The sequence below is a fragment of the Gemmatimonas sp. genome, from assembly GCF_046594945.1.
In the GTDB taxonomy this organism is placed as follows: Bacteria; Gemmatimonadota; Gemmatimonadetes; order Gemmatimonadales; family Gemmatimonadaceae; genus Gemmatimonas.
In genome coordinates, this window is sequence record NZ_JBKJRB010000139.1 from 1 (window position 1) to 22977 (window position 22977).

General features: G+C 64.7%; 19 protein-coding genes. 8 read left to right on the forward strand and 11 right to left on the reverse strand.

From position 1 onward, the window contains the following. Both ACLL97_RS16395 and ACLL97_RS16400 read right to left on the reverse strand, forming a co-directional pair. Positions 1-494: hypothetical protein (locus tag ACLL97_RS16395; RefSeq protein ID WP_411281557.1), on the reverse strand; the 494-nt coding region annotated here is incomplete at its 3' end. 82 nt (positions 495-576) lie between these two features. Beyond that, positions 577-2451, reverse strand: coding sequence for a M28 family peptidase (locus tag ACLL97_RS16400; RefSeq protein WP_411281558.1), 1875 nt, complete (start codon positions 2449-2451; stop codon positions 577-579). A gap of 123 nt (positions 2452-2574) precedes the next feature. On the opposite strand from ACLL97_RS16400, the gene ACLL97_RS16405 reads away from it, so the two are divergent. From ACLL97_RS16405 to ACLL97_RS16415, 3 genes are all read left to right on the forward strand, one after another. After that, positions 2575-5577, forward strand: coding sequence for a VPS10 domain-containing protein (locus tag ACLL97_RS16405; RefSeq protein ID WP_411281559.1), 3003 nt, complete (start codon positions 2575-2577; stop codon positions 5575-5577). A gap of 180 nt (positions 5578-5757) precedes the next feature. Then, positions 5758-6663: a histone deacetylase gene (locus ACLL97_RS16410; protein ID WP_411281560.1), complete on the forward strand. Its 906-nt coding sequence runs from the start codon at positions 5758-5760 to the stop codon at positions 6661-6663. A gap of 42 nt (positions 6664-6705) precedes the next feature. After that, a complete protein-coding gene (locus ACLL97_RS16415; RefSeq protein WP_411281561.1) occupies positions 6706-7890 on the forward strand; it encodes a PQQ-dependent sugar dehydrogenase in 1185 nt (394 codons plus the stop codon). 232 nt (positions 7891-8122) lie between these two features. Here the strand turns inward: ACLL97_RS16415 and ACLL97_RS16420 are convergent, their stop codons facing one another. Beyond that, positions 8123-8623, reverse strand: coding sequence for a DinB family protein (locus tag ACLL97_RS16420; protein ID WP_411281562.1), 501 nt, complete (start codon positions 8621-8623; stop codon positions 8123-8125). Positions 8624-8854: 231 nt separating this feature from the next. Between ACLL97_RS16420 and ACLL97_RS16425 the strand changes: the two genes are divergently transcribed. Then, positions 8855-9331: a RidA family protein gene (locus tag ACLL97_RS16425; RefSeq protein WP_411281563.1), complete on the forward strand. Its 477-nt coding sequence runs from the start codon at positions 8855-8857 to the stop codon at positions 9329-9331. Positions 9332-9385: 54 nt separating this feature from the next. Here ACLL97_RS16425 and ACLL97_RS16430 read toward each other — a convergent pair whose 3' ends face one another. The 5 genes from ACLL97_RS16430 to ACLL97_RS16450 form a co-directional block, all read right to left on the reverse strand. Next, entirely contained in the window at positions 9386-10813 is a 1428-nt protein-coding gene (locus ACLL97_RS16430; RefSeq protein WP_411281564.1) for a nitronate monooxygenase, read from the reverse strand. Positions 10814-10906: 93 nt separating this feature from the next. Further along, positions 10907-12409, reverse strand: a complete 1503-nt coding sequence (locus ACLL97_RS16435; protein ID WP_411281565.1) for a type IV pilus twitching motility protein PilT — start codon at positions 12407-12409, stop codon at positions 10907-10909. Positions 12410-12595: 186 nt separating this feature from the next. Beyond that, positions 12596-13354, reverse strand: coding sequence for a tetratricopeptide repeat protein (locus tag ACLL97_RS16440; protein WP_411281566.1), 759 nt, complete (start codon positions 13352-13354; stop codon positions 12596-12598). Positions 13355-13356: 2 nt separating this feature from the next. Beyond that, positions 13357-14781, reverse strand: coding sequence for an MFS transporter (locus ACLL97_RS16445; protein WP_411281567.1), 1425 nt, complete (start codon positions 14779-14781; stop codon positions 13357-13359). Beyond that, the gene (locus ACLL97_RS16450; protein ID WP_411281568.1) at positions 14748-15191 is read right to left on the reverse strand and encodes a DUF3429 domain-containing protein; all 444 of its coding nucleotides are present in this window, start codon (positions 15189-15191) and stop codon (positions 14748-14750) included. The genes ACLL97_RS16445 and ACLL97_RS16450 overlap by 34 nt, the downstream gene beginning before the upstream one ends. 47 nt (positions 15192-15238) lie before the next feature. Here ACLL97_RS16450 and ACLL97_RS16455 point away from each other — a divergent pair, with 47 nt between their 5' ends. Both ACLL97_RS16455 and ACLL97_RS16460 read left to right on the forward strand, forming a co-directional pair. Beyond that, a complete protein-coding gene (locus tag ACLL97_RS16455; RefSeq protein WP_411281569.1) occupies positions 15239-16408 on the forward strand; it encodes a pyridoxal phosphate-dependent aminotransferase in 1170 nt (389 codons plus the stop codon). Between the two features lie 62 nt (positions 16409-16470). Further along, the gene (locus ACLL97_RS16460) at positions 16471-16647 is read left to right on the forward strand and encodes a hypothetical protein (RefSeq protein ID WP_411281570.1); all 177 of its coding nucleotides are present in this window, start codon (positions 16471-16473) and stop codon (positions 16645-16647) included. Positions 16648-16654: 7 nt separating this feature from the next. Here the strand turns inward: ACLL97_RS16460 and ACLL97_RS16465 are convergent, their stop codons facing one another. After that, on the reverse strand, positions 16655-17617 hold the full coding sequence (locus tag ACLL97_RS16465; RefSeq protein WP_411281571.1) for an alpha/beta fold hydrolase: 963 nt from the start codon (positions 17615-17617) through the stop codon (positions 16655-16657). Positions 17618-17874: 257 nt separating this feature from the next. Next, a complete protein-coding gene (locus tag ACLL97_RS16470; protein WP_411281572.1) occupies positions 17875-19479 on the reverse strand; it encodes an alkaline phosphatase family protein in 1605 nt (534 codons plus the stop codon). 216 nt (positions 19480-19695) lie between these two features. Between ACLL97_RS16470 and ACLL97_RS16475 the strand changes: the two genes are divergently transcribed. Next, on the forward strand, positions 19696-20706 hold the full coding sequence (locus tag ACLL97_RS16475; protein ID WP_411281606.1) for a DUF4956 domain-containing protein: 1011 nt from the start codon (positions 19696-19698) through the stop codon (positions 20704-20706). A 26-nt stretch (positions 20707-20732) separates the two neighbouring features. Then, entirely contained in the window at positions 20733-21887 is a 1155-nt protein-coding gene (locus ACLL97_RS16480; protein ID WP_411281573.1) for a hypothetical protein, read from the forward strand. On the opposite strand, the gene ACLL97_RS16485 is transcribed toward ACLL97_RS16480, so the two are convergent. Continuing rightward, on the reverse strand, positions 21880-22974 hold the full coding sequence (locus ACLL97_RS16485) for an ATP-binding protein (protein ID WP_411281574.1): 1095 nt from the start codon (positions 22972-22974) through the stop codon (positions 21880-21882). The genes ACLL97_RS16480 and ACLL97_RS16485 overlap by 8 nt on opposite strands. Positions 22975-22977: the final 3 nt, after the last annotated feature.

The window sequence follows — 22977 nt, forward strand, 5'->3', positions numbered from 1 at the left end:
GGACGCGCGGTGTAGCTCGGCGTGCGGACCGGCATGCCGACGGTGAACCGCTTGGTGCGCAGGGCGTCCTGGAAATAAGTCCGCCCGCCGATTTGGACGGCCGGGCCACTGTACCCGGTCGGACTGGCGGCGGCGATGGTGCGCCCCAACGAATCGATCAGCAAGATGCGGGCGTAACGCATCGGCGCTTCGCGATAGATCGCCTGCAACAGCAGCGCGTTGCGCTCCGGCGAGGCGTCGGGATTGAGGAGCCGATGCAGGCTGTTCAGCATCGTCCGTGCGTCGATGATCGTGGCATCGAGTGAGCGCGCCACGATGGTGGCAGTTTCCTGCGACTGCGCCGTGATGCGACGCTCTTCGGCCGCGCGCCGCTCGCGGGCCCGCAGAAACGCCAACGTCGTGATCACGGCGGCCACCACAATGGCGGCGACCTGCAGCCGACCGCGAATGCTGAGCGACGTGAACATCGGTCGGCCGGGGGAGGGAAGGGTCACTCTCGGAAACTACTGAGCCGTGGCCGAGGCAACAATCACCCGTGGTCGCAAGGGGAATGCGTCACGCCCCCACGCGTCGTCTCTACCGGTTGCAGCTCGGGTAGGTCGGGTCCGCACCACCGATGGCCGGTTTCTCCTTTCGGTTCGCCACCGCGGTCATCAGCTCATGCACGAAACGCCCGAGTCGCGCGGCGTGAACATAGTCAATGTACTGCGGTTCGTCCGACTGCATGTGATAATCGGGGCCGTAGCCGAGCGACATGTACACGACCGGGATGTCCTTGCGGACGTAATTCACCTGGTCGCTTCGACAGAAGCGGTTGAGCGGGTTGGCGGGAATGTCCCAGCTCTTGTCGATCGCCATCGGCTCGGCGCTGTTGGCGTTCACCGAGTCGATGATATCGCCAAAGTCACGCGAGAGGCGGCGCGCGCCAAGCATCTGCACAGAGTTTGGTCCGCCGAATTTTACCTGATCCACCCGGCCCTTACCGACCATGTCCATGTTGTGCGCGGCCACGACCTGTTCGAGCGGGATCGTCGGGTTGTCGACGAACCAACGCGAGCCAAGCAATCCGCCCTCTTCCCCTTGATGCGACACGAAGATGATCGATCGGGCCGGCTTCTCCTTCGCGAACTTCTCGGCGAGTTCGAGCATCACCATCGAGCCGGAGCCGTCATCGTCGGCGCCATTCATGATCGAGTCCTTGCGGGCGGGACGGGCGGCGCGCGCCTTCGCAATCAGCGCGTTGATCTTCCCCTGCTGCTCAGCCGTCGGAATGCATGACGGATCATTGTTGCCCTGACGGCGCGTGACGAAGTTCGTGGCACGCAGCGAGTCGTGATCGAGCACCGACGTGTTGATGCCCACGTGGTCGTTGTGCGCGCCCACTAGCACATACTCTTCCTTGAGCGTGGAATCGGAGCCGGGGAGCACCGCGATGACATTGCGCGCGGCATACGCTGCCGGCCGCCACGTCTGGTTCCACGACGCCGTGATCGGCTGACCAACGGTGCCGACCGATACCTCGCGGATCGGCTTGCCGAACAGCTGCTCGGCCATCTTCCGCGAAATCGTCGCTCCGGCGGGAGCGTCGGCGTTGACCGCGGTGGTCGGACGCATGCCGTTGCGGCCGTCGAAGGCGGCGTTGATGGTGGCTGGCGTCAGGTCGTCGAGGCCGATCACCAGCACCGCCACGGCACCGGCGCGACGGGCGCGCAGGTCACGCGCCGCGGCGGCGGTTGCTATGACTGCGGGACGGGCAGGAGTGGACGCCGCTACCTTGTCGGCGGCGAGAATCGCATTCACGCCGAACTTGTTGGGCACGTCGGCACAGCTCACGAAGGACGCCGGTCCGCGCACGCCACCGGTGGCGCCGGCGCCCGGTGCGGCCAGGAACACCGCGACCTTGCCCTTGAACGCCTCCGGATCGAGCATCACCGCGGTGTCCCCCCAAGTGCCGGCGAAGACGGCCGGAACGTCACTCAGATCGGCCTTGCCACCGAGACCATTCTGGGCGGACGGTGCGGTCGGGATCCAGTCACGCTTGGCCGCCAGCGCCACGCCCCCGATCTGCAACGACGACGCACTGCTGTCGAACTGGGTGGGGCCGAAGGGGAGGGTCTGGAAAAACGAGCCGCTGTCGCCGGCCGGCTTGAGGCCGAGGCGCTTGAACTCGCGCGCGATGTACTCGGTGCCTTTGACGTTGCCCTTTTCACCGATGCGACGGCCTTGCATGGAATCGTCGGCGAACTGGTAAAGACGGGTGCGAAGATCGTTGGCTGTGATCGCCGAGACGGTGGGGCGCGGCGCCCACGTGCGCGGCCCCTCGTCGGGCCACACCGGTCGTTCCGGGCGCGCCACCTTGGTGGCGTTGGGGCGATTCTGCGCGGGGAGTGCGACGGAGGCACCGGCGAGCAGGGCCATCGCCGTGGCAGCACAACGTGCGGGTCGAAACACGAGACGCGTCCTTGGTCGGGTGAAGCGGTAAGCCGGGCGCGAAGCGGAATGCCCAGCGTTCTCCAACAATACGCCGCATATTGCTCCGGCGTTCACCTGACTCCCACCGCCCCCCGGTGCCCTATGCGCGTCCGTCCCTCCCGTTTCCTGTTCCCGGCCCTGTTGTGGGCCCTCCCCGCTGTCCTGTCTGCCCAACCAGCGGCCTCCTTCACGCCGGCTGACCTTGGCGGACTACGTCTGCGCAACATCGGCCCCGCGTCGATGAGCGGCCGCGTGGTCGACATGGACGTCGTGGAGTCGAACCCAAGCACTTGGTACGTGGCCGGTGCCACGGGCGGGCTCTGGCGTACCAACGACAACGGCGTGACGTGGAGCTCCACGTTCGATGCGCCCGTGCATTCCATCGGGGACGTAGCGGTGTTCCAACCCAACCCGCAGACGATCTGGGTTGGCACCGGCGAGCGCGCCAGCCGGCAGAGCGTGGGGTGGGGCGACGGCGTGTACAAGAGCACCGACGGCGGCAAAACGTGGCAGAATATGGGACTGGCCACCAGCATGCACATCGGCCGTATTCAGCTGCACCCCCGCGATCCGAACATTGCGTATGTGGCGGCGCAGGGCTCGGTGTGGGGCGCCGGCGGCGACCGCGGTGTGTACCGCACCACCGACGGCGGCCGCAGCTGGACGCGCACACTGTTCGTGGATGACGAAACCGGCGCCACCGATGTCGCGATGGACTGGAACGATCCCAATGTGTTGTACGCGTCAACCTATCAGCGTCGTCGCAGCGCCTACGGTTTCGACGGCGGCGGCCCCGGCAGCGCGCTCTGGAAGAGCACTGACGCCGGCGTCACGTGGAGCAAGCTCACGGGACATGGACTGCCGGAGGGGGAGTACGGCCGTATCGGCATCGGCGTGTATCGCAAGAATCCCAAAATTCTGACCGTCAGCATCGAGCAGGGGGCGCGTTACAACGCCAGCACCGCGTACATCGTGCGCAAAGCTGGTGTGTATCGCAGCGAAGACGCCGGCGCTTCGTGGACGTTCATGAGCGACTGGAATCCGCGGCCGATGTACGCCAGCCAGGTGATCATCGATCCGAACGACGATCAGCGCATCTACATGCTGAATGCTTATTCGTTCAGCGATAACGGTGGCAAGACATTCACCGCGCCGCGCACCACCACGCACGGCGATGATCGGTTTGTGTGGGTGAATCCCAGCAACAGTCGTCATGTGGTCAAGCTCGACGACGGTGGCATCGGTATCAGCTACGATCGTGGTAACAAATTTCTGTATGTCACGTCGCTGCCGCTGTCGCAGTTCTATCGCGTGGCCACCGATAACGCAGTGCCGTTCAACGTGTACGGTGGCCTGCAGGACAACGGCTGCTGGATGGGACCGAGCGCCAGTTGGACCACCGGCGGCGTGCTCAACGACCACTTCTCGCGCCTCTGCGGCGGCGACGGCTTTCACGTAACGCCGAATCCGCTCAACCCGCGCACCGTCTACTCGGCGTCGCAGTTTCTGGGGCTGCAGCGCAACGACACGAAAACGTGGGAAGTGCAGGACATCCGCCCCGGCGATTCGACGGGACACATCGCGGGTCGTCGCAACTGGGAAACGTGGGGCAAGCCGGGTGCTGAACAAGTGTTGGGTAACGCGATGCATCCGGCCAACTGGGATGCGCCGTTTATCATCTCGCCGCACGACACGTCCACGGTGTATGCCGGCGGGCAGCATCTGTTCAAGTCGGTAAACAGCGGACGCACCTGGAAGGACCTGGGCGATATGAGCACCGGTGTCGATCGCTCTCGCCTGGCCCTCATGGGGCGTTTGCCGGGTGAGAATACGCTGTCGCTCGACGACGGCGTGCCGTACTTCCCGGGTGTGACCGCACTGGCCGAGTCGCCGCGCATGAAGGGCGTGTTGTACGTGGGGACCGATGATGGCCGCTTCCGTGTGTCGCGCGACGGTGGCGCAACGTTTGCGGACGCGCAGGATCGATTCCCGGGGCTACCGCAAGGTTCCTGGTTTGCCGGGGTGGAAGCCTCACGACATGCGGCGGGCACGGCGTACGTGGTGATCGACAACCATCGCAGCAACGACTTCGCGAACTATGTGTATGCCACCACCGACTTCGGCACTACGTGGCGCCGGATCGACGCGGGGCTGCCGGCCAATCGTGTCACGCGTACCGTGCGTGAAGATCCGCGCAACGCCAAGCTGCTGTATCTCGCCACCGAGTTCGGCGTGTTCATTTCGCCCGATGGCGGCGATCAGTGGGTGCCGCTGCGCAACAACATGCCGATGATGCCGTTCAACGACCTCACGATTCAGGCGCGCGACAACACGCTCGTGTTGGGTTCGCACGCGCGCGGTTTGTGGATTCTCGATCAGCTCAACGCGTTGCAGGAGCTCACGCCGGCGGTGGCGGCCCGCAGCACGCATCTGTTCACGGTGCAGCCGGCCAGGCAGATCCGTACCACGAATCTGCGTCCGCACACGGGCGACATGATTTTCCGCGGCGAGAACCCGACCAACGGCGCGCTCATCGACTATTGGGTGCGTGAGGCCGGAACGGCGATCGAGCTCACGGTGATTGATGCCGCCGGGCGCGCGGTGCAGACGCTGCGGCCGACGACGGCGCGCGGCGTGAATCGCATCGTGTGGAACTTGCGTCACGCCGACCTGCCGATTCGCAGTGGCGGTGGTGAAGACGACGATGCCGGGCCGAGTGCGACGACGCCGGGTCCGCTGGTGTTGCCGGGCACCTATACGGTGCGGTTGTCGGTGGGCGGGAGCACGCAGCAGCAGCGTGTAGTGGTACTAGACGATCCGCGGATGACGCTGTCGCGGGCCGAGCGTGCCGCGTGGACGGCGTTTCACCGGGCGATTGCGGCGGTGGCGACGTCGCATGCGCCGGTCGCAGAACGGTGGCGGGCAAACCCCGGTACTGATGCCGCCACGCGCGACGGCAAGCGTCAGTCGGCCGAGCTGAGTGCGCGCATTTCTGGACTGTACGGCGCAGTGGCGCGCTATACCGGCGCACCCACGTCGGATCAGCGGTCGGAGCTGCGCTACTACACGCGCCTGGCGGCCGTGCTGGCGGAGACGGGTCGGTAAGGGTGGTGTGCGGTTGAAAGTTGGGTTGACCTGATCAGACAGAGGAAAAGAGAAGAAGGGAAAAAGGAGCACGCGTCGAGGAGTGAGATCGGCGATCCCCTCTTTTTCTCTTTTTCTCTTTTTCTCTTTTTCTCTGTGTGATCTTTTCTGTGTGTGCTTTCGGGAGGCTAGAATTCGTATATGCTGCACCTCTGGTCATCATCGACGTACGCCATCGAACTCCCCGACGGGCATCGATTTCCGATGTCCAAGTATCAGCTGTTGCGGGAGGGCGTGCTGGCCGCGGGGCTGGTGGCACCGGAGCAGATGCATGATCCGCAACGAGTGCTCATCGACGATCTGCTGCTCGTGCACACGCGTGAGTATGTGGACCGTATTACCAATGGCACGCTGCCATCGGCTGAGCAGCGCCGGATCGGGTTGCCGTGGTCGGAGTCGTTCGTGGAGCGCGCGTATCGAGTGGTACAGGGCACGTGTGAAGCGGCGGAGTCGGCGCTGGAGCATGGTGTGGCGATGAACCTGGCCGGCGGAACGCATCATGCCTTCCCCGATCGCGGCGAGGGGTTTTGCACGTTCAACGACGTGGCCGTGGCGATTCGGCGTCTGCAGCGCGACGGGCGCGTACGTCGCGTGGCGATCGTTGATCTCGATGTGCATCAGGGCAACGGCACGCACGGCTGTTTCGCCGGCGACCGCCACGTGTACACGTTCAGCATGCACGGCGCGAAGAATTTCCCGTTTCACAAAGTGCCGGGCACGCGTGACGTGGAGCTCGACGACGGAACCGGCGACACCGAGTATCTCGAACGGCTCGCGGCGCATCTGCCCGAGGTATTGCGCGAGTCGCGTCCCGATCTCGTGGTCTATCTGGCCGGCGCCGACCCGCACGAGGGCGACAAGTTGGGGCGCCTCAAGCTCACCTTCGAGGGGCTGCACCGCCGGGATGCGTTCGTGTTGCAGATGTGCCGGGAAATCGGCGTGCCGGTGTGCGCCACCATGTCCGGCGGCTACGGCCGGGATGTGCAGGACACGGTGCAGGTGCACCTGAACACGGTGCGGGTGCTGCAGAGCTTCGCGCGGCGCTAACTTTCCAAGGCACCCCTTTATCCGTTTTCAGGAGACCTCCGGATGGTTCGTCGTACGTTCCTGCTCGCGCGCTCAATTGCCACGGCGCTGAGCGCTGCCGCGAGCGCGCTCTTCGCGGTCCCCGCGCTGGCGCAGTCGCCCGTTTACAAGTCGTCGATGCACGATTACCGCCTGGTGACCGTGGCAGACGGCCTCGTACAGCCGTGGTCGATGGCGTTCCTCCCCGGCGGCGATATGCTCGTGACCGAGCGTCCGGGTCGTTTGCGCATTGTGCGTGGCGGCAAGCTGCTGCCCACGCCGGTGGCTGGCGTTCCGGACGTGGTGTACCGCGGACAGGGCGGCCTGCTCGATGTGGTCGCGCACCCGAATTTCGCCACGAACAAGCTGATCTACCTCAGCTTCTCCAAGCCGACGGGCGGCGGTGCCGCCACGACGGCGGTGGTACGCGGTCGCTTCGAGAACAACGCGCTGGTTGACGCGAAGGAAATCTTCGTGGCTGATACCAGGGGCGCGCCGGGCCACTTCGGCTCACGCATCGCGTTCGACCAGAGCGGCATGATGTTCATCACCGTCGGCGAGCGGCAGGCGCCGTCCAGCGGTGATCTCGAAAAGCATCCGGCGCAGGATTTGTCGAATCATCACGGCAAAATCATTCGACTGTTCGACGACGGCCGCGTGCCGCCCGACAATCCATTCGTGGGCAAAGCTGGCGCGAAGCCGGAGATCTGGAGCTACGGTCACCGCAATCCGCAGGGCCTCGCCATTCATCCCATGTCGGGTGAGGTGTGGGCGACCGAGCACGGACCGCAGGGCGGCGATGAGCTCAACCTGGTTCAGAAGGGGCTCAACTACGGATGGCCGGTGGTCGGCTTCGGCGTGAACTACGGTCCCGGCGTGGCCATTCATGCGGCCACCATGCGCACCAGTATGGAAAACCCGAAAAACGTGTGGGTGCCCTCCATCGCCACGTCGAGCCTCATGATCTACACCGGCAACAAGTTTCCGGCGTGGAAAGGCAGTTTCTTCGTGGGCGGACTCGCCGGACAGCGCATCGTGCGTCTCACGTACGACGGCAAGCTGTTCAACGTCGAGGACAATCTCGTGCGCAATCAGGGACGCATCCGCGACGTGCGACAAGGGCTGGACGGGTTCATCTACTTCTCGATTGACGATCAGCAGGGAAAGCCGAGCGCGGTCATGAGGATGGAACCGGTGGCGAGGCGGTAACTGCTGGCGGTGAACTGCGAACGGCGCCAGGAATTACGGGCGCCAGGAATTACGGGCGCCAGAAATTACGGGCGCCAGGAATAAACGGCGCCAGGAATGAACGGCGAAACAACGAACAACGTGAGGGCAAACGGCGACAACGCGGTTTGCCCTCACGCTTTTTATTTCTCGCGCCGTTCATTCCTGGCGCGGTCTATTCCTAGCGCCGTTTATTCCTAGCGCGGTCAGCAGTTCATTCCGGCGCCGGTATTCCCATCGCGTCCCACTCTTCCTTCGCCGGCCCGTACATCCCGGGGATGACCAGTCCTGCCTGTCGCATACCCACGGAAAGCTGGCCGCGGTGATGCGCCTGATGCTTGATCAGCACGTCGATCGTCATGCCGCGCGGCCATGTTTCGCCGTACATATCGTCTGACTCGAGCAGTGTCGCGTCGGTCCACGTCGCCTGCAGCTGTTCGCTCACGGACGCCGCCGCGGTGCGATAGGCGGTGCAAATCTCGGCGGCGTGCGCGGGCACGGCATCGTGCTCACCGGCACCGGACACCACGAGTCCCGTCCGGTTCAGCATCTCCGGGATCGACTGCGCGAGGTGCCATGCCAAGCGCCCGACCGTTCGGCCGCCGGGGTACAACGGTTGCGACAGCGACCTGTCGGTGAGGCAGGTCAGCAGCTTCTGTGTGCTGTCGGATTCGTACTGCCAGGCGGCGTGAAATGACGCGAGAGAAGCGTACATCGGGGTCCTCGGCGGGAGGAATGAACGGCGCTAGAAATTGGGGGCATCAGCAATGAACGGCGAAACAACGAACGACGTCAGGGCAAACGGCGAAAACGCGGTTTGCTGTCACGCTGTTCGTTGTTTCGCCGTTCATTCCTGGCGCCGTTTATTCCTGGCGCCGTTCATTCCTGGCGCCGTTTGCCGTTCCAACCCGCTTGACTCGACGCATCCGCCAACGGAAGATCCCTGATGACCTCTACCTTGCCTATCGCATTGCGACGCGCGCTTTCGCTGGCCCTGCTCGCCGGCCTCCCGTTCGCGTCGGCCTGCCGCGCATCAGTGCGCAGCGGCCCCGAGCCGCAGTTCATTCATCCCGACGGTCCGCCGGCGAATCCGTTTTCACCTGCGGTGCGCGTGGGCAACATCATCTTCGTGTCCGGCACGCTCGGCACCAAGCCCGACGGTACGCTGGTGCCCGGGGGTATTCAGGCGGAAACGCGGCAACTACTCGAGAACATCAAGGGCACGCTCGCGGCCGCCGGTGTGGGAATGGACCGCGTCGTGAAGTGCACGGTGTTTCTGGCCGACCTCAAGGAGTGGCCGGCCATGAACGAGGTGTATCGCAGCTACTTCAGCAACGGCAACTATCCGGCGCGCGCAGCCGTGCAGGCGACGCTGCTGTTCGGTGCCCGGGTCGAGATGGAATGCGCCGCGGCGGCGAAGTAGCTCCCGCGTGCGCGAAGCGCGTGGCATGATCACCAATGATCCGACGTCGTCGGCTTAGCTGCCAGAGCGCAAATATTCCACGACGTCGCGCGCAGTGTACGACGCGCGATCGCCGAGGAACGCTCCGATGTGCAACAGCTCGTCGCCGCTCGTGATCAGCGCTGGTTCCACTTCAGTCTGGCTCCCATCGGTGTTGAGCACCTGCGGCATACCGACCGCGGAGATCAGGCCATTGCAGACACACTGGCGACCGATTGTGTCGATGAGTAGGCCACCCTTGTTTAGGTAGTCCTGCTCCGGCTCGGCCGGACAGCGATAGCCTACGCGTCCGTCGTCGCGCTGATACGCTGTGCGCAGATAGCCCAAGTCACAGCGACGTACGCGTTCGATCGTGGCCGGATGTCCGGGCCACGATACGACCTTGAACGGGAAACCGGTTGGTGACGTGCGGGGGTCGGTACGGATCGAGAGATCGCCCATGCGCGCATGCTCGAGCACCGTGGCTTTGAGTTCGGTGTCAAATCCGGACTCGTCGCAGTAGGCGAACAGCGTGCCCACCTGAATGCCCGTCGCGCCTTCGGCGAGCGCGTGCTGCAGCTGCGCCGGCGACCCAGTGCCACCGGCCAGCCAGAAGGGGAGACCGAGGTCGCGCATCTTGGCGAGATCGACCGCGTCGCGTGCACCGTACACCGGTTCACCGGTGGCCGAGAGGGCGCCACCACCGCGCGCAGGCGCGTTGTGGCCACCCGCGGTGGGTCCTTCCACTACGAACCCGTCGACGCGACCCGAGGCCTTTCTGGCCAGCGTGGCGGCGAGCGAATTCGCCGCCACGATGGCGAGGAAGCGTGGCCGCATGAGCACCCGCGTCGCGTCGGCGCCATGGGCAACCGGATCAAAGGTCAACACGGGCGCATCGACCGCCGCCACGCCTTCCACGTCGAAGCGCAACGAGGCCGTTTCGTTCGCCGAAAGTCGATCGAGCGCCAGCGGAATCTCGCGCGGAATGCCGGCGCCCATCAGCACATAGTCCACGCCGGCTAGCATCGCACCGTACAGCGACGCGAGATTCGGCAGCTGAAGCTTGGTGAGCAGGTTGATACCGACCAAGCCATCGTGTCCGCTTTTCGCCAGAAACACTTCGACGAAGTTGGCGAGTATTGTGAGCTGCTGACGCGCGACGCTCACGTGTTGCCTGTACAGCGGAAGCAGTTTGTACGGCTCCCCTTCCCGTCCGTTGGGCAGGAAGTACCGTCGCAGCACCGCCGCGCCGACCTCAGGAATGGGAAACGCGTCGATCGCGCGGCGCATCTCGCCATCCGTGTCACCGTCCTGCAGTCGACGAACGAGCAGGGAATCGAGCGCGGTGCCAGAGACGACGCCCAACTGTCCAAGGCGTGAGACTTCGCGCGCCAGCAGCCAGCGCGACACGCCGACGCCCATACCGCCTTGAATGATCACCGGGAGGGAATCCTGAGTAGTCATAGACCAGAAGGATGGTCAGCCCCCTTCACGTCGGCTGTCGGTTATTCCCGTGGATGGCTGTAGTGAATCCCCTGACAACGGCTCCGGCGGCAACTACTCGTCGGCGGCGAGTCCGTCGAGGTTGTAGCCGAGCGCGCGGAGTTTGGCGGCCATGTCCTTCTTCTCGGCACACTTCACGTACGCCTCATCCGCTTCGACCGTCTTGCTCTTCACCAGGTTGATCAGGGCATCGTTCAATGTTTCCATACCCAGTTTCTTCTGGGTCTGGATGATGTTGTTGATCTGCACGGTTTTACCTTCGCGGATCATCGAGCTCACGGCTTTGTTGACCAGCAGGATTTCGCGCGCCGCCACACGTCCGCCGCCGATCTTTTTGCACAACGTCTGCGACACCACGCCCTTGAGCGACTCGGCGAGCATCACGCGGATCTGATCCTGCCGATCAGCGGGGAACTGGTCGACGATGCGGTTGACCGTGGACGCGGCCGTGGAGGTGTGCAGCGTGCCGAACACGAGGTGACCCGTTTCCGCCGTCTCCAGCGCAATGGCGATCGTTTCCAGGTCGCGCAGTTCACCGACGAGAATGATGTCCGGATCTTCGCGCAGGGCCGCGCGTAGGGCGCTCTTGAACGACTGTGTGTGCACGCCCACCTGCCGCTGCGTGATCAGGCATTTCTTGCTCTGATGGACGAACTCGATCGGATCTTCGATCGTGATGATGTGATCGTGTCGCGAGCGGTTGATCAGATCGACCAGGGCGCAGAGCGTCGTCGACTTGCCGGAGCCGGTCGGGCCGGTGACCAGCACGAGTCCCTTGGTGAGCGCGCAGAGCTGCTGCACCTCGGGCGTGATGCCCATCTGCTCCACGGTAACCGTGGTGGTGGAAATGGTGCGGATCACCGCTGCCGTACCGTTACGGTCCCGCAGCACGTTCACCCGGAAGCGTGACACGCCGGTGATTTCGTGCGCGAAGTCGGTATCCCAGTGCTCGTCGAACTCCGCTTTGTTCTTGGCCGGCATGATCGAGCGCACCATGTGCGACACCGATGGGTCGTCGAGGATCGCTTGATCCTCGATGCGAATCAGGTCGCCCCCCAATCGGAGAATAGGCGGCTCCCCCACGCGTAGGTGCAGGTCGGCGGCGCCTCGTCGCACCTGCTCCAGCAGCAGGGACTCCAAGCGTTCGCGGGCCAGCGTGCTGTCGGTAGAATCCCCGAACGGCACGTCGGAGGCGCGATAGCGCCGAAGTTCGGGCGCTGGCGTAGCCATGGGCTCTGAAGAAACGTTGAGTTCTTCAACGTGCTTTCGGACCGTCAGTCGCGTATGCGCCGAGCTCCCGTCTTGCTCAACCAGCCATTGCTGCGCGTTCCAGCTGTACAGGAACCGGATGCCGCGACCCGTCGCCACCAACACTTTCTGGTCCGCATCGGCCAATTCGCTCACGAGCGCCAACACCTGCTTGCTCGACAGCACCTGCTGGCTCACTGCATGCGTCCCCGTATCCGTGAGACAACAAATGGGGGAATCGGCCTCGAGAATGATCTGACTGGCGGCGCCAGATTCGAGGCGTGCCAATATGCGGTCTAATTGGGGCACGGTGTCACTGTACTGGAAAACGTGTAGGATCTGCAGGCATGGCCATATTTTGTTTCTGGCACATCTGCGCTCTGCGTCATGGACGATTCAGCGTGCGCTACGACACAACAATGGTCGATGTAGCGTGACGATTTATTGTAATCAGTGACACGTCAGTATCCAGTCAGTGAAGTATCACTGACCTGTCTATCGAGGTTGGGTCGGCGATTTGCAGTTCTTGGCCGCGGTCGTGGCTGCCGCTTTGTCGCCGAGCTTTGCGGCTTGGGCCAGATCGGCACAGGCGCCCGCCGTGTTCTTCAGCGCAACGCGCGCCATGGCCCGCAAGGTGTACACCTCCGGCCCCGCCATCCGCCGTTCGATGGCGGCGGTGAAGTCCTTCTCCGCGTCGTCGGTGCGCCCGGACATCCCGGCCGCGCGTCCGCGCAGAAACCAGCCCTGCGCGGCGTCGGGGACGGCGCGCACGTACTTGTCGAACCGCGCCCAAGCCTTGGCGCCGTCGTCGTTCATCATGTACCCGATCCCTTCCACGAGATCGAGTTGAGGGTCGCTCATGCCGAGCGCGCGGGCACTGTCGATGTCGGCGAATGCGGCTTTCCCGTTGCCCACGCGTTGATGAACGATGGCCCGACCCCCGTACGCGGCGGCAAAGCGCCGGTCCACGGCGAGCGCCTGCGTGTAGTCGGCCAACGCCTGCTCGAACTCCTCGAGCTCGCGATGGGCGCGTCCCCGCTGCTGCAGACTGGTGGCGTCGCGCGGCGCTTTGGCGAGTGCGCTGTCGAGCATTCGAACCGCTTCGCGCCACAGCCCGGCGGCGAGGGCGCGGTCGATCGGCGTCGGCTGAGGCGACGACTGTGTCGCCGCCGAGCGCGGGGACATCACGACGAGCGCCGCGACGAGCACGGCCGCAATTGCGCCGCGGCAGATTATCCGCATCCGTGTCCGCATGGTCAGGCGTCCTGTGTCGTGTTGATCCGTTCTCGCACACCGGTGCCGAAGAGTGTGAGCAGCGCCCCTGCCACCGCCAGCACCGCCAGAAAGAGAAACGCGTAATTCGCGCTCCCGGTAGCGGTCCGGATGCGGCCGATGATATCGGGACCGAAGTGCCCGCCAAGATTGCCGACGGCGTTGATCCAGGCGATGCCGGCGGCGGCGGCCGTTTGTCTGAGAAACGCCGTCGGAAGCGACCAGAAGGTGGCAAGAAATGACAAGACCCCCGAGGTCACGAAACAGAGTGCGATCAGCGCCGGGATCACGTGGGCGCCGACCAGCACGAGTCCCACGAGACCCGTGGCGGCCACGAACAGTGAGCCCGCCACATGCTGGCGACGTTCACCGGTGCGGTCGCTGCGTGCGCCAACCCACACCATGACGACACCGGCGGTTCCCCACGGAATCATGCTGAGCAGTCCGATCTCGAGGAACTCCGTTTTCCCGATGCCGAGTTCCTGCACGATGGTCGGCATCCAGAAGCTCACGCCATACAGCGAAAACGTGCCGGCCAGATAGACCAGCGCCAATACCCACACGCGGCCACTGCGCAGCGCCTGCGCCGCGCCATGTGCTGCGCCATGTGCTGCGCCATGTGTCGAACGGCGTGCGAATGTCACCGCAACGCCGTGGGCGGCCGTGTCTTCCTGCGCGAGCTGGTCGGTGATCGCGCGACGTTGCTCGGGCGAGAGCCACGTCGCCTGCGCCGGACGGTCGGGGAGTAGCTTCCAGATCGCGATGCCGGCGATCATCGACGGAATGGCCTCGAGCACAAACAACCAGCGCCATCCGTCCCAGCCACGCAGACCGTCGGCGTATTGCATGATGGCGCCCGACACCGGTGCGCCGATCACGTTGGCGGCGGCCACGGCGGTCATGAACAGCGCTACGGTGCGGGCGCGCTTCGCGGCGGGAAACCAGTACGTGAGATAAAGAATGATGCCTGGGAAGAAGCCCGCCTCGGCGATGCCCAGCAGGAAACGCAGCGCGTAGAATCCGAACTCGAGCGGCGCCACGCCGAACAGGGCGGGCAGCGGTCCCCACGGAATCCGGTCCACGAACGCGAACGCGCCGGACACGATCGCCCACGTGAACATGATGCGTGCGATCCATCGACGCGCACCGAATTTCTCCAACAGCAGGTTGCTGGGCACCTCGAACAGGAAGTAGCCGAGAAAGAAAATGCCGGCACCGAACCCGTACACGGCGTCGGAAAAGCCGAGCGCCGACGCCATCTGCAGCTTGGCGAAACCGACGTTCACGCGGTCCAGAAAGGCCACGATGTAACTCACGAAGAGCAGCGGCAGCAGACGGCGCGCCGCGAGCGCGAATCCGGACTCGGCGGCGGTCGTCACGCGATCGCGGGCCACAGCGCGAGACTGCACAACGTACCGGCGACCGTCATGACGGTGCGCACGCGGGCATTCCAGGGCGGCAGCAATCCTTCACGCGAGGCAGCGACATCCCAGGCGAGCTGGATGCCACCACTGAGCATGAGGAGACCGAGGGCGGCCTTGAGTGGCGCTTGCGGCAGGAGCGCTGCCAGCCCAACCACCGACGGCGTGGCGGCTGCTACCATGCGCCACAGGTTGGGCGCGTTTGGCGCTCGCGTGAGTTCCGCGCCCCACCGCGCGCCGCCCAAGAAACTGAGCGTGAGAGCGGCGTACACGAGGAAGGTGCGGACCGCGGCGTCGTGCAACGCGCTGACAGCGGGCGTGCGGTACGCGATCACGAGACACACGAGGAAGGGGGCGAGCCCCGATCCGCTGATCAGCCAGAAGGCGCGGGTAGGCATGGCGCGAAGGTAGCGCCGACCTGCACCGCGCGGTATATGTCGTCGCCATGCCTACGACTGCCCAACGTCTTTCCGCCTTCAGCGAATCGGTGATTCGCGGTACGACGCGCCTCGCGAATCAGCACGGCGCCATCAACCTTTCGCAGGGGTTTCCGGATTTCGATCCGCCGGAAGTGCTGCTCGAGGGGCTGGAGCGCGCTACACGCGGGCCGTTCCATCAGTATGCGGTGACGTGGGGCGCGCCGCGCTTCCGTACCGCGCTGGCGAAAAAGATCGCGCACTTCAGCGGCCTCGAGGTGGATCCCGAATCGGAGCTCGTGGTGACCTGCGGCAGCACGGAGGCGATGATGGTCGCCATGATGACGGCCTGCAATCCGGGCGACAAGGTGATCGTCTTCTCCCCGTTCTATGAGAACTACGCCGCCGACGCGATTCTCGCGGGGGCCGAGCCGATCTACGTGCCGCTGCATCCGCCGCACTTCAACTTCGACGAAGAGGTGCTGGCCGCCGCGTTCGCGCAGCGTCCGAAGGCGATCGTGGTGTGCAACCCGTCGAACCCGAGTGGTAAGGTGTTCACGCGCGAGGAGCTCATGATCATCCTCAAGTACGCGCAACAGTACGACAGCTGGGTGATCATGGACGAGCCGTACGAGCACATCATCTATGCGCCGCACGTCCACACGTACTTCAATACGTTACCCGGCGCCTTCGAGCGCACGATCACCTGCAACTCGTTGTCAAAGACCTATTCGATCACCGGCTGGCGACTGGGCTACGTGCATGCGCCGGCCAGTGTGATCGCGCAGGCCAAGAAGGTGCACGACTTCCTCACCGTCGGTGCTGCGGCACCGCTCATGGAAGCGGCGGTCGGCGCGCTCGAACTGCCTGACTCGTACTACGCGGGGCTCACGGAGCTATACCGCGGCAAGCGCCAGATTTTCCTCGACATCCTTCGCAGCACCGGATTGCCGTTTACCGAGCCTCAAGGCGCGTACTACGTGATGGTGGACATCACGGCGCTCGGCTTCGCCAACGATACGCTCGCCTCGGAATGGCTGATCAAGGAAATCGGCGTGGCCGGCGTACCGGGCTCGAGCTTCTTCCGCGAGCCGGTCAACCACCTCATCCGTTTCCACTTCGCCAAGCGGGAAGAGACACTCAGGGCTGCCGGCGAACGGCTGGCCGGACTCTCGGCACGGGTGAACGCGGGACGGTAGGAATCCCGCGAGCACAGCAATTGCATAGGACCATCTGGACTCACTCAATTCGGGAGCCTCTCATGAATTTCGCGCTCTACCTCGTTGGATTTTTCGTCTTTATCGGTGGCGTAGCGTGGGGACTGACCGTGATGGGGGTCTCGTCCACGTACATCATCATCGCCTGTCTCGTGCTGCTCGGCATCGGTATCATGACCGGCGTGACGCGGACGCGCATGAAAGATCCGCCAAGCACCTGAGCGTGGTTCAGCGCGCTGGCGGACAGCGCGGGCAGTCGAGAAAGGCCCGCGCCGACTCGGCGGTGCGGGCGGGATCTTCCTCGTGTGGCACGTGCCCGAGTGTCGGGAACAGCTCGATGCGGCTTCCTGCGATGTCGCGCGCGAAGCGTCCGGCGTGATCGGGCGGGATGAGTCCGTCACGCCCGCCCCACATGATGAGCGTGGGTACGCGAAGAGTGGTGATGGTCGTAGAGTCGCCGGCGTTGTCGGATTGGGCGAAGCGGCGCGGAAGCGAGGCGCGATTGCCTTCGCGCAGCGTGAGCTCGTAGTAGCGCGTGACCAAAGAATCGGTCACGCGTGACGGATCGCCGTACACGCTGCGGACACTCGATTCGACGACGGCGCGCGGCAAGATGCGCGTGAAAAGCCACTCGAGCCCACGAGTGCGCGCCATTCGAAAACCGATCGGCACTTGTTGCGACGCGATCGGATACCCCGCGGCGTCGACGAGGATCAGGGCGTTGACCCGATCGGGCGCGGCGGCGGCGACGTGCCAGGCCACTTCGCCGCCGAGGGAGTTGCCGGCGATCGCGAAACGCGACACGCCGAGCGAGTCGAGGAGCTGCAGCGTGATGCGTGTGTACGCGGCCAGCGAGTAGTCGTTGTCTGGCGACGGGCCAGTGAGGCCAAAGCCGGGCAGGTCGAAGCGGATCACACGGCGCGAGGGGCGCAGCGATGCCGCCCAACCGTCCCACGTGTGCAGGCTGGCCGACGTGCCGTGCACGAGGACGATCGGCACTGAATCGTTGCGCGGGCCCTCGTCGCGCAGGTGCACCTGCATGCCATTGAGGGCCAGGAAGCGCGATGGGGACGGCGCCCAGCGCCCCGAGAGCGCCGATACCGGCTTATCAGGTGCCCACACGCTGGCGAGTAGCAGCAAGAGCATCACCGCCAGCACCAATCCGCCCATCAGCCACCGTGCCAGCTTCATACGTTCCGCTCCAACTGGAAAAAGAAAGGCGCGCCGTCGCGACCGCGTTGCGCGTGAGCGCGTGGAAGCGCGACAGCGAGAGCGGAATCAAACGCGGGTCGATTGCATAGCGCTCGCCCGCGCGATTCAGGAACTGCAGCGGATGCACGACCTCCTCGCTCACGAACGACTAGCCGTACCAGGCGTAGCTCTCGAGCAACCCGTCCATGTTGTGACCGCCGGCAACGCATCGAAGCGCGCCAGCGCTTCGGCCAACGTCATCGCGGCGTGAGGAGGGCGTCTTTGAGCGCGACGCCATCGAGGCGCTCTGACGGCTTCACGCCGAGCAGTTCGGCCAACGTCGGGGCCAGATCGACCGTGCGCACGAACTGCGTGTGCACGCCGGGCTTGATGCCGGCACCGGCGAAGATGAGCGGGACGTGCGAGTCGTACTCTCGCGGTGAACCGTGCGAGGCCACGTTGCCGCCCCACGTGCTGTACGGCGTGAGCGTGACCACCAGCTCGATCTGGGAACTCGCCGGGAACTGATGCGCCCACCGTCGCGCGATGTCGTCAGTGAGCGTGTCGGTGACCAGTGTGGAAAACCGATCGACTCGCGCGACACCGGGCACCGTGCGCGCATCGACGGCAAAGGCGTCCACGATGGCGTCGAGGTCGGACGACTGGCGGAACGCGTTGCGATTGGCAAGCAGGATCTGGACGTCAAGATCGATGGCGAGGGTATCGAGTTTCTTTGCCTTCAGGCGCGCCACCGTGGCCGGCATGAGGTCGTACAACGACACGCGCCGCGGGCGCGGCTGAACCGACGCCGGGGCAATCTCCGGAATACTGCCTACGCCGTGATCGGCCGTTACCACGATCGTGATCGTCGTGGAGTCGCGTAACTTGTAGAGCGAGTCGAGGAAGACGCCGATCGTGCGATCAACCCGCAACACCTGGTCGTGCATCTCGCGCGAGTCGGGACCGTAGTTGTGGCCGATCACATCGGTGGCCGACAACGACATCGCCAAAAGGTCTGTCTGGGGCCCCTTGCCGAGCTCCATCGCGTTCACGCCGTGCAGCGCGAACTGCACAGTGAGGTCATCCATGTACGGGGTGATGCGAATCTCACTGCCGGCGTCCATCAAGTCATCGGTGAGCTTGTGTGGAAAGGTGAAATTTCGCCCTCCCATCTCGACGCTCACGCTGTCCGGCTCCAGATACGCGCTGTCCGGCAGCAGCAACGACCACGTTTTCCCGGCATACGCCTTGACCGGCTGGCGATCGTTGAACTCGCGTACCCAGGCTGGCAGCTCCTTGCGGTAGTAGGTGCTGGTGAGGAAGCGGCCGTCGATCGAATACCAGTACACGTCACTCTTCGACTTGCCGATCGGCAGGATGGCACCACGATCCTTCATCGATACTGACAGCGTTTTCGTTTTGCTGTTGGCGCTTTTCATCCAGTCGGCCAGCGTGGTGCCGATAAAGCGCGCCGGCGACGCGCCCGAGCCATAGCCGCCGGCCACCAGCGGGTAGCTCGCGTCTTCCACGCCGACGCGGTTGAGCATGATCCCCGTGGAGCGCGGGAATCGACCCGACAACAACGTCGCGTGACCGGGCGCGGTCTCCGTGATGGCATGATCCTGATGCGCATTGTCGAAGCGAGCTCCACGCTTGGCCAGCCGACCGAGTCCACCGGTGAGCTGTCCCGGGTACCGGTCGAGATAATCGGCGCGGAACTGGTCGATCGTGATCAGCACGACCAACGAGGGCGTTCCTGCGGGCTGGGACGGCGTCGGCGCGGGCGTCGGCGTCGACCGGGCAGCGCCGGAGAGGCAGGCCAGCGCGAGCGCCGCGGGTACGGCGAGAGTCAGTCGCATCATGGGGCGAATGTGGCGCAGGGGGTGAAGCACGGCAAGCCAGGGGGGACGGGTCCGCACGGGCCGTCCCATGGCGCGAATGCGCGGCCCGCACGATACTGGTGCGAGACTGCTGCCATTCCCCATCGAATAGCGGTTGGGGCGGCCCCAATGCGGCCCCTGTCGATCGATACCCCTGCCGAGCAACCGAGTGCCTTTCCCGAGGATTGAACGCCCGTGATGACCGCCGTGAAGCGGGCCGACGCCGGCACCCGCGTCGTGGTGCGCGCCGTGGTGTACTACATCGTCCTCATCGGCGGGGGCACATTGCTCTGGCGCTTCCTGCCGCACGGTTCGGCCGCGATCCCGGCGTCGCTCGAAGCCTTGCTGGGCATGGGCACCGAGCCGGATCCGCGCGTGGTGACGCCACTCGATGAAGTGAGCCTCGCCTTTACGGTGGCGGTCGCGATGGCGGCGGCCGTGTCGCTGTCGCTGCCGGTGGCGTGGGTGTATCTGCTCACGCGCGCCAAGCGCGGCTATCAGCAGTCGGTGGTGCAGCTGCTGGTGATTCTCCCCACGGTCGTGGCGGGGATCGTGCTGCTGGTGAAATACTCGCTGGCCCTGGCCTTCAGCCTCGCCGGCATCGTGGCGGCGGTTCGGTTCCGCAACACGCTCGATGACAGCAAAGATGCCGTGTACGTGTTTCTGGCCACCGCGATCGGGCTGTCGTCGGCGGTGAATCTGCCAGTGGCGGCGGTGCTGTCAATCGGCTTCAACGCCGTCACGCTGATTCTCTGGTACACCGACTTCGGTAGTGCGCCGGTCGAAATGGACGGGCGTATCGCGGAACGTCGGCTCAGTCGCGCCAAGAACCTGGCGCGCACCGGTACGTTCGTGGCACGGGTAGATGACGAAGTGCTCAAGAACATGACGCGAGAACAGCTCGAGGGCATCGCCGAACGCGCCTGGAAGCGCGCGCAGGCCAACAATCACACCGACGAGATGCCGGTGGTGCAGGAGGAGCGCATTCTGCGCGTGCAGACGGAGAACGCGACCGCCTTGCGACGCGTGCTCGAGCCGCGTCTGCAGGAGTTCACGAAGTCGTGGCGCTTTGGGAGCATGGAATCGGCCGAAGGCATGACCGTACTCGAGTATCGGATTCAGCTCCGCAAGAAGACCGGCCCCGACGATCTGCTCGCGCTGGTGCGCGCTGCCGGGTCCACGCAGGTCGCGAGCGCGGAAGTCGTATGACCTTTTGCTCAGGGAGCCACGCACTCATGCCACGGATCGTGATGCGCACCATGATGCGCGCCATACGCGCTGCCACCGCCCTCCTGCTCATCATCGCTGTCTCGGCGGCCGCTGTCTCGGCCGTCGAGGCGCAAGACACCGGCAAGAAGCCCAAGAAGCCGAAGGAGCCGAAGACGGCGGCCGACAGTCTCGCGGACGCGGGACCGCCGAAGGTCAAGAAGATGCCGGCGCCACCGATGTTCGCGAGCGAGAAGCCGCTCGAGCTCACGCTCACGACGAATATCAAGCAGATCAAGAAGGACAAGAGCGCGACCGCGCCGTGGCGCACGGGCACGATCTCGTACACCGGCGAAGACGGCAAAACGATCGCCGTCCCGGTGCGCGTGAAGACGCGCGGGATCTGGCGTCTGAAGCACTGCGACTATCCGCCCATTCGCATCAAGGTCGCGGACAAGGTGGGCAAGGGCACGCTGCTGGAAGATCTCGACGAGCCAAAGCTGGTCACGTACTGCCGAAACCTCGACCCGTACGAGCAGTACGTGCTGCAGGAGGCGCAGCTCTATCGCATCAATCGTCTGGTGACCGACATCAGCCACAAGGTGCGGCTCTTGCGCCTCTCATATGCCGACAGTGCGAGCGGAAAAGTCGAGGTCACGCGCTACTCGTTCCTGATCGAAGATCCTGCGCAGGTCGCACGACGCGCGAGCGGCGTGATCCTCGACCGGAAGGGCGCCACGGCCGACGATCTCGATCCGGACATTTCGGCGCTCGCGTTCACCTTCCAGTACTTCATCGGCAACACCGACTTCTCGTTCGCTGGACTGCACAATGGTGAAGTGATCGCGCTGGCCGATGGCCGCAACCTGCCCGTGTCCTACGACTTCGACTTCGCGGGTGCCATCGACGCGACGTACGCCGGCGTCGATCCGTCGCTCAAGGTCACCCGCGTGCGCGATCGGCTGTTCCGTGGCTACTGCGCGCATGAGGCGGCGTATCCAAAGGCGTTCGAGCAGTTCATCGCCAAGAAGGACGCGATCTACACTCTGTATAGCGATGAGATCGGCCAGCTGATTTCGCCCAACAAGGTGAAGAGCACGCTGGGCTACTACGACGATTTTTACGAGAACATCAAGACGCCGAAAGACGTGCAGCGCAATCTGTACTACAGCTGCGTCAAGTAGCGTCGGCCGGCACCACGAGCACGAATTCCGAGCCGCCACCATCACGCGCGCGATAGCGCACATCGCCGCCCTGCGCCCGCGCGAACGTGCGCGCGATGGAGAGACCGATACCCATCCGCTCCTGCTGCGCATCGCGCGCTGATGCGCGACGATTCAGTGGCGCGAAGATGCGCTCGAGATCGGCGTCGCTTACTCCCGGACCGCGGTCGGCCACCACGATCTCCGTGAGATGCGTACCTGGCAGCACCGTGACATCGATCGGCGTTCCTGCCGGCGAATAGCGCGCCGCATTCTGCAGCAAATTTCCGAGCACCTGCAACGCCAACGTGAAATCGCAGTGCACCGCCAGCTCGGCGTCGGTCGGCCAGGTCACGCGTACTTCGCGCTCATGCAATAGCGCTGCCGACGAACGCAGCGCCGTGTAGACCAAGGCGCTGGCGTCGTGCCGTGCCATCTCCAGCGGCGACCCGGCGCCGGAACTCGCGAACCGCTGTAGCGTCTGGATGAATTCCCCCAATCGCTCGGCCTGCTCGCGGACCCGCGGCATCGCGGCGTCTGGTGTGAAGGCCGACTGTGGATCGGATAGCAACGCGAGCGTGGCTACCGGCGAGCGCAGATCGTGCGAGAGCGAGAGCAACAACGCGTTCTTGAGGCGGTCGGCATCGCGCAACACCCGAGCCGCCGATGCGTCGCGCTCCAGTTGCATGCGCGTGCTACTGAGCCGCGCCGCGTCGTCGGAGCGCTCGTTCGCCACGTGAACGGCGCGCCGCAATCCGGCAACGAGCTGCGAGATCACGAGCCCGGTGATGAGAAATCCGACAAGCATAAGGAGATCGAGAGGCTTCGTGGCGCCGAACGCGAAGCGCGGCGGCACGAACAGCACATCCACCGCGAGGTAGCCAAGGGCGACCATGACCAGTGACAGCGAGCGACCGCCGTATCGACTGGCTCCAATGATCAGCAGCAGATACACGAGCAGCCCATGCGACGTACGGAGTGCGGGGAGCGCTTCGAGACGGGTAAAGAACAGCGTGGCGACGGCGTAGAGGCCGAGCCACGCGGCCCACGTACGCGCTGTCGACGTCATCCC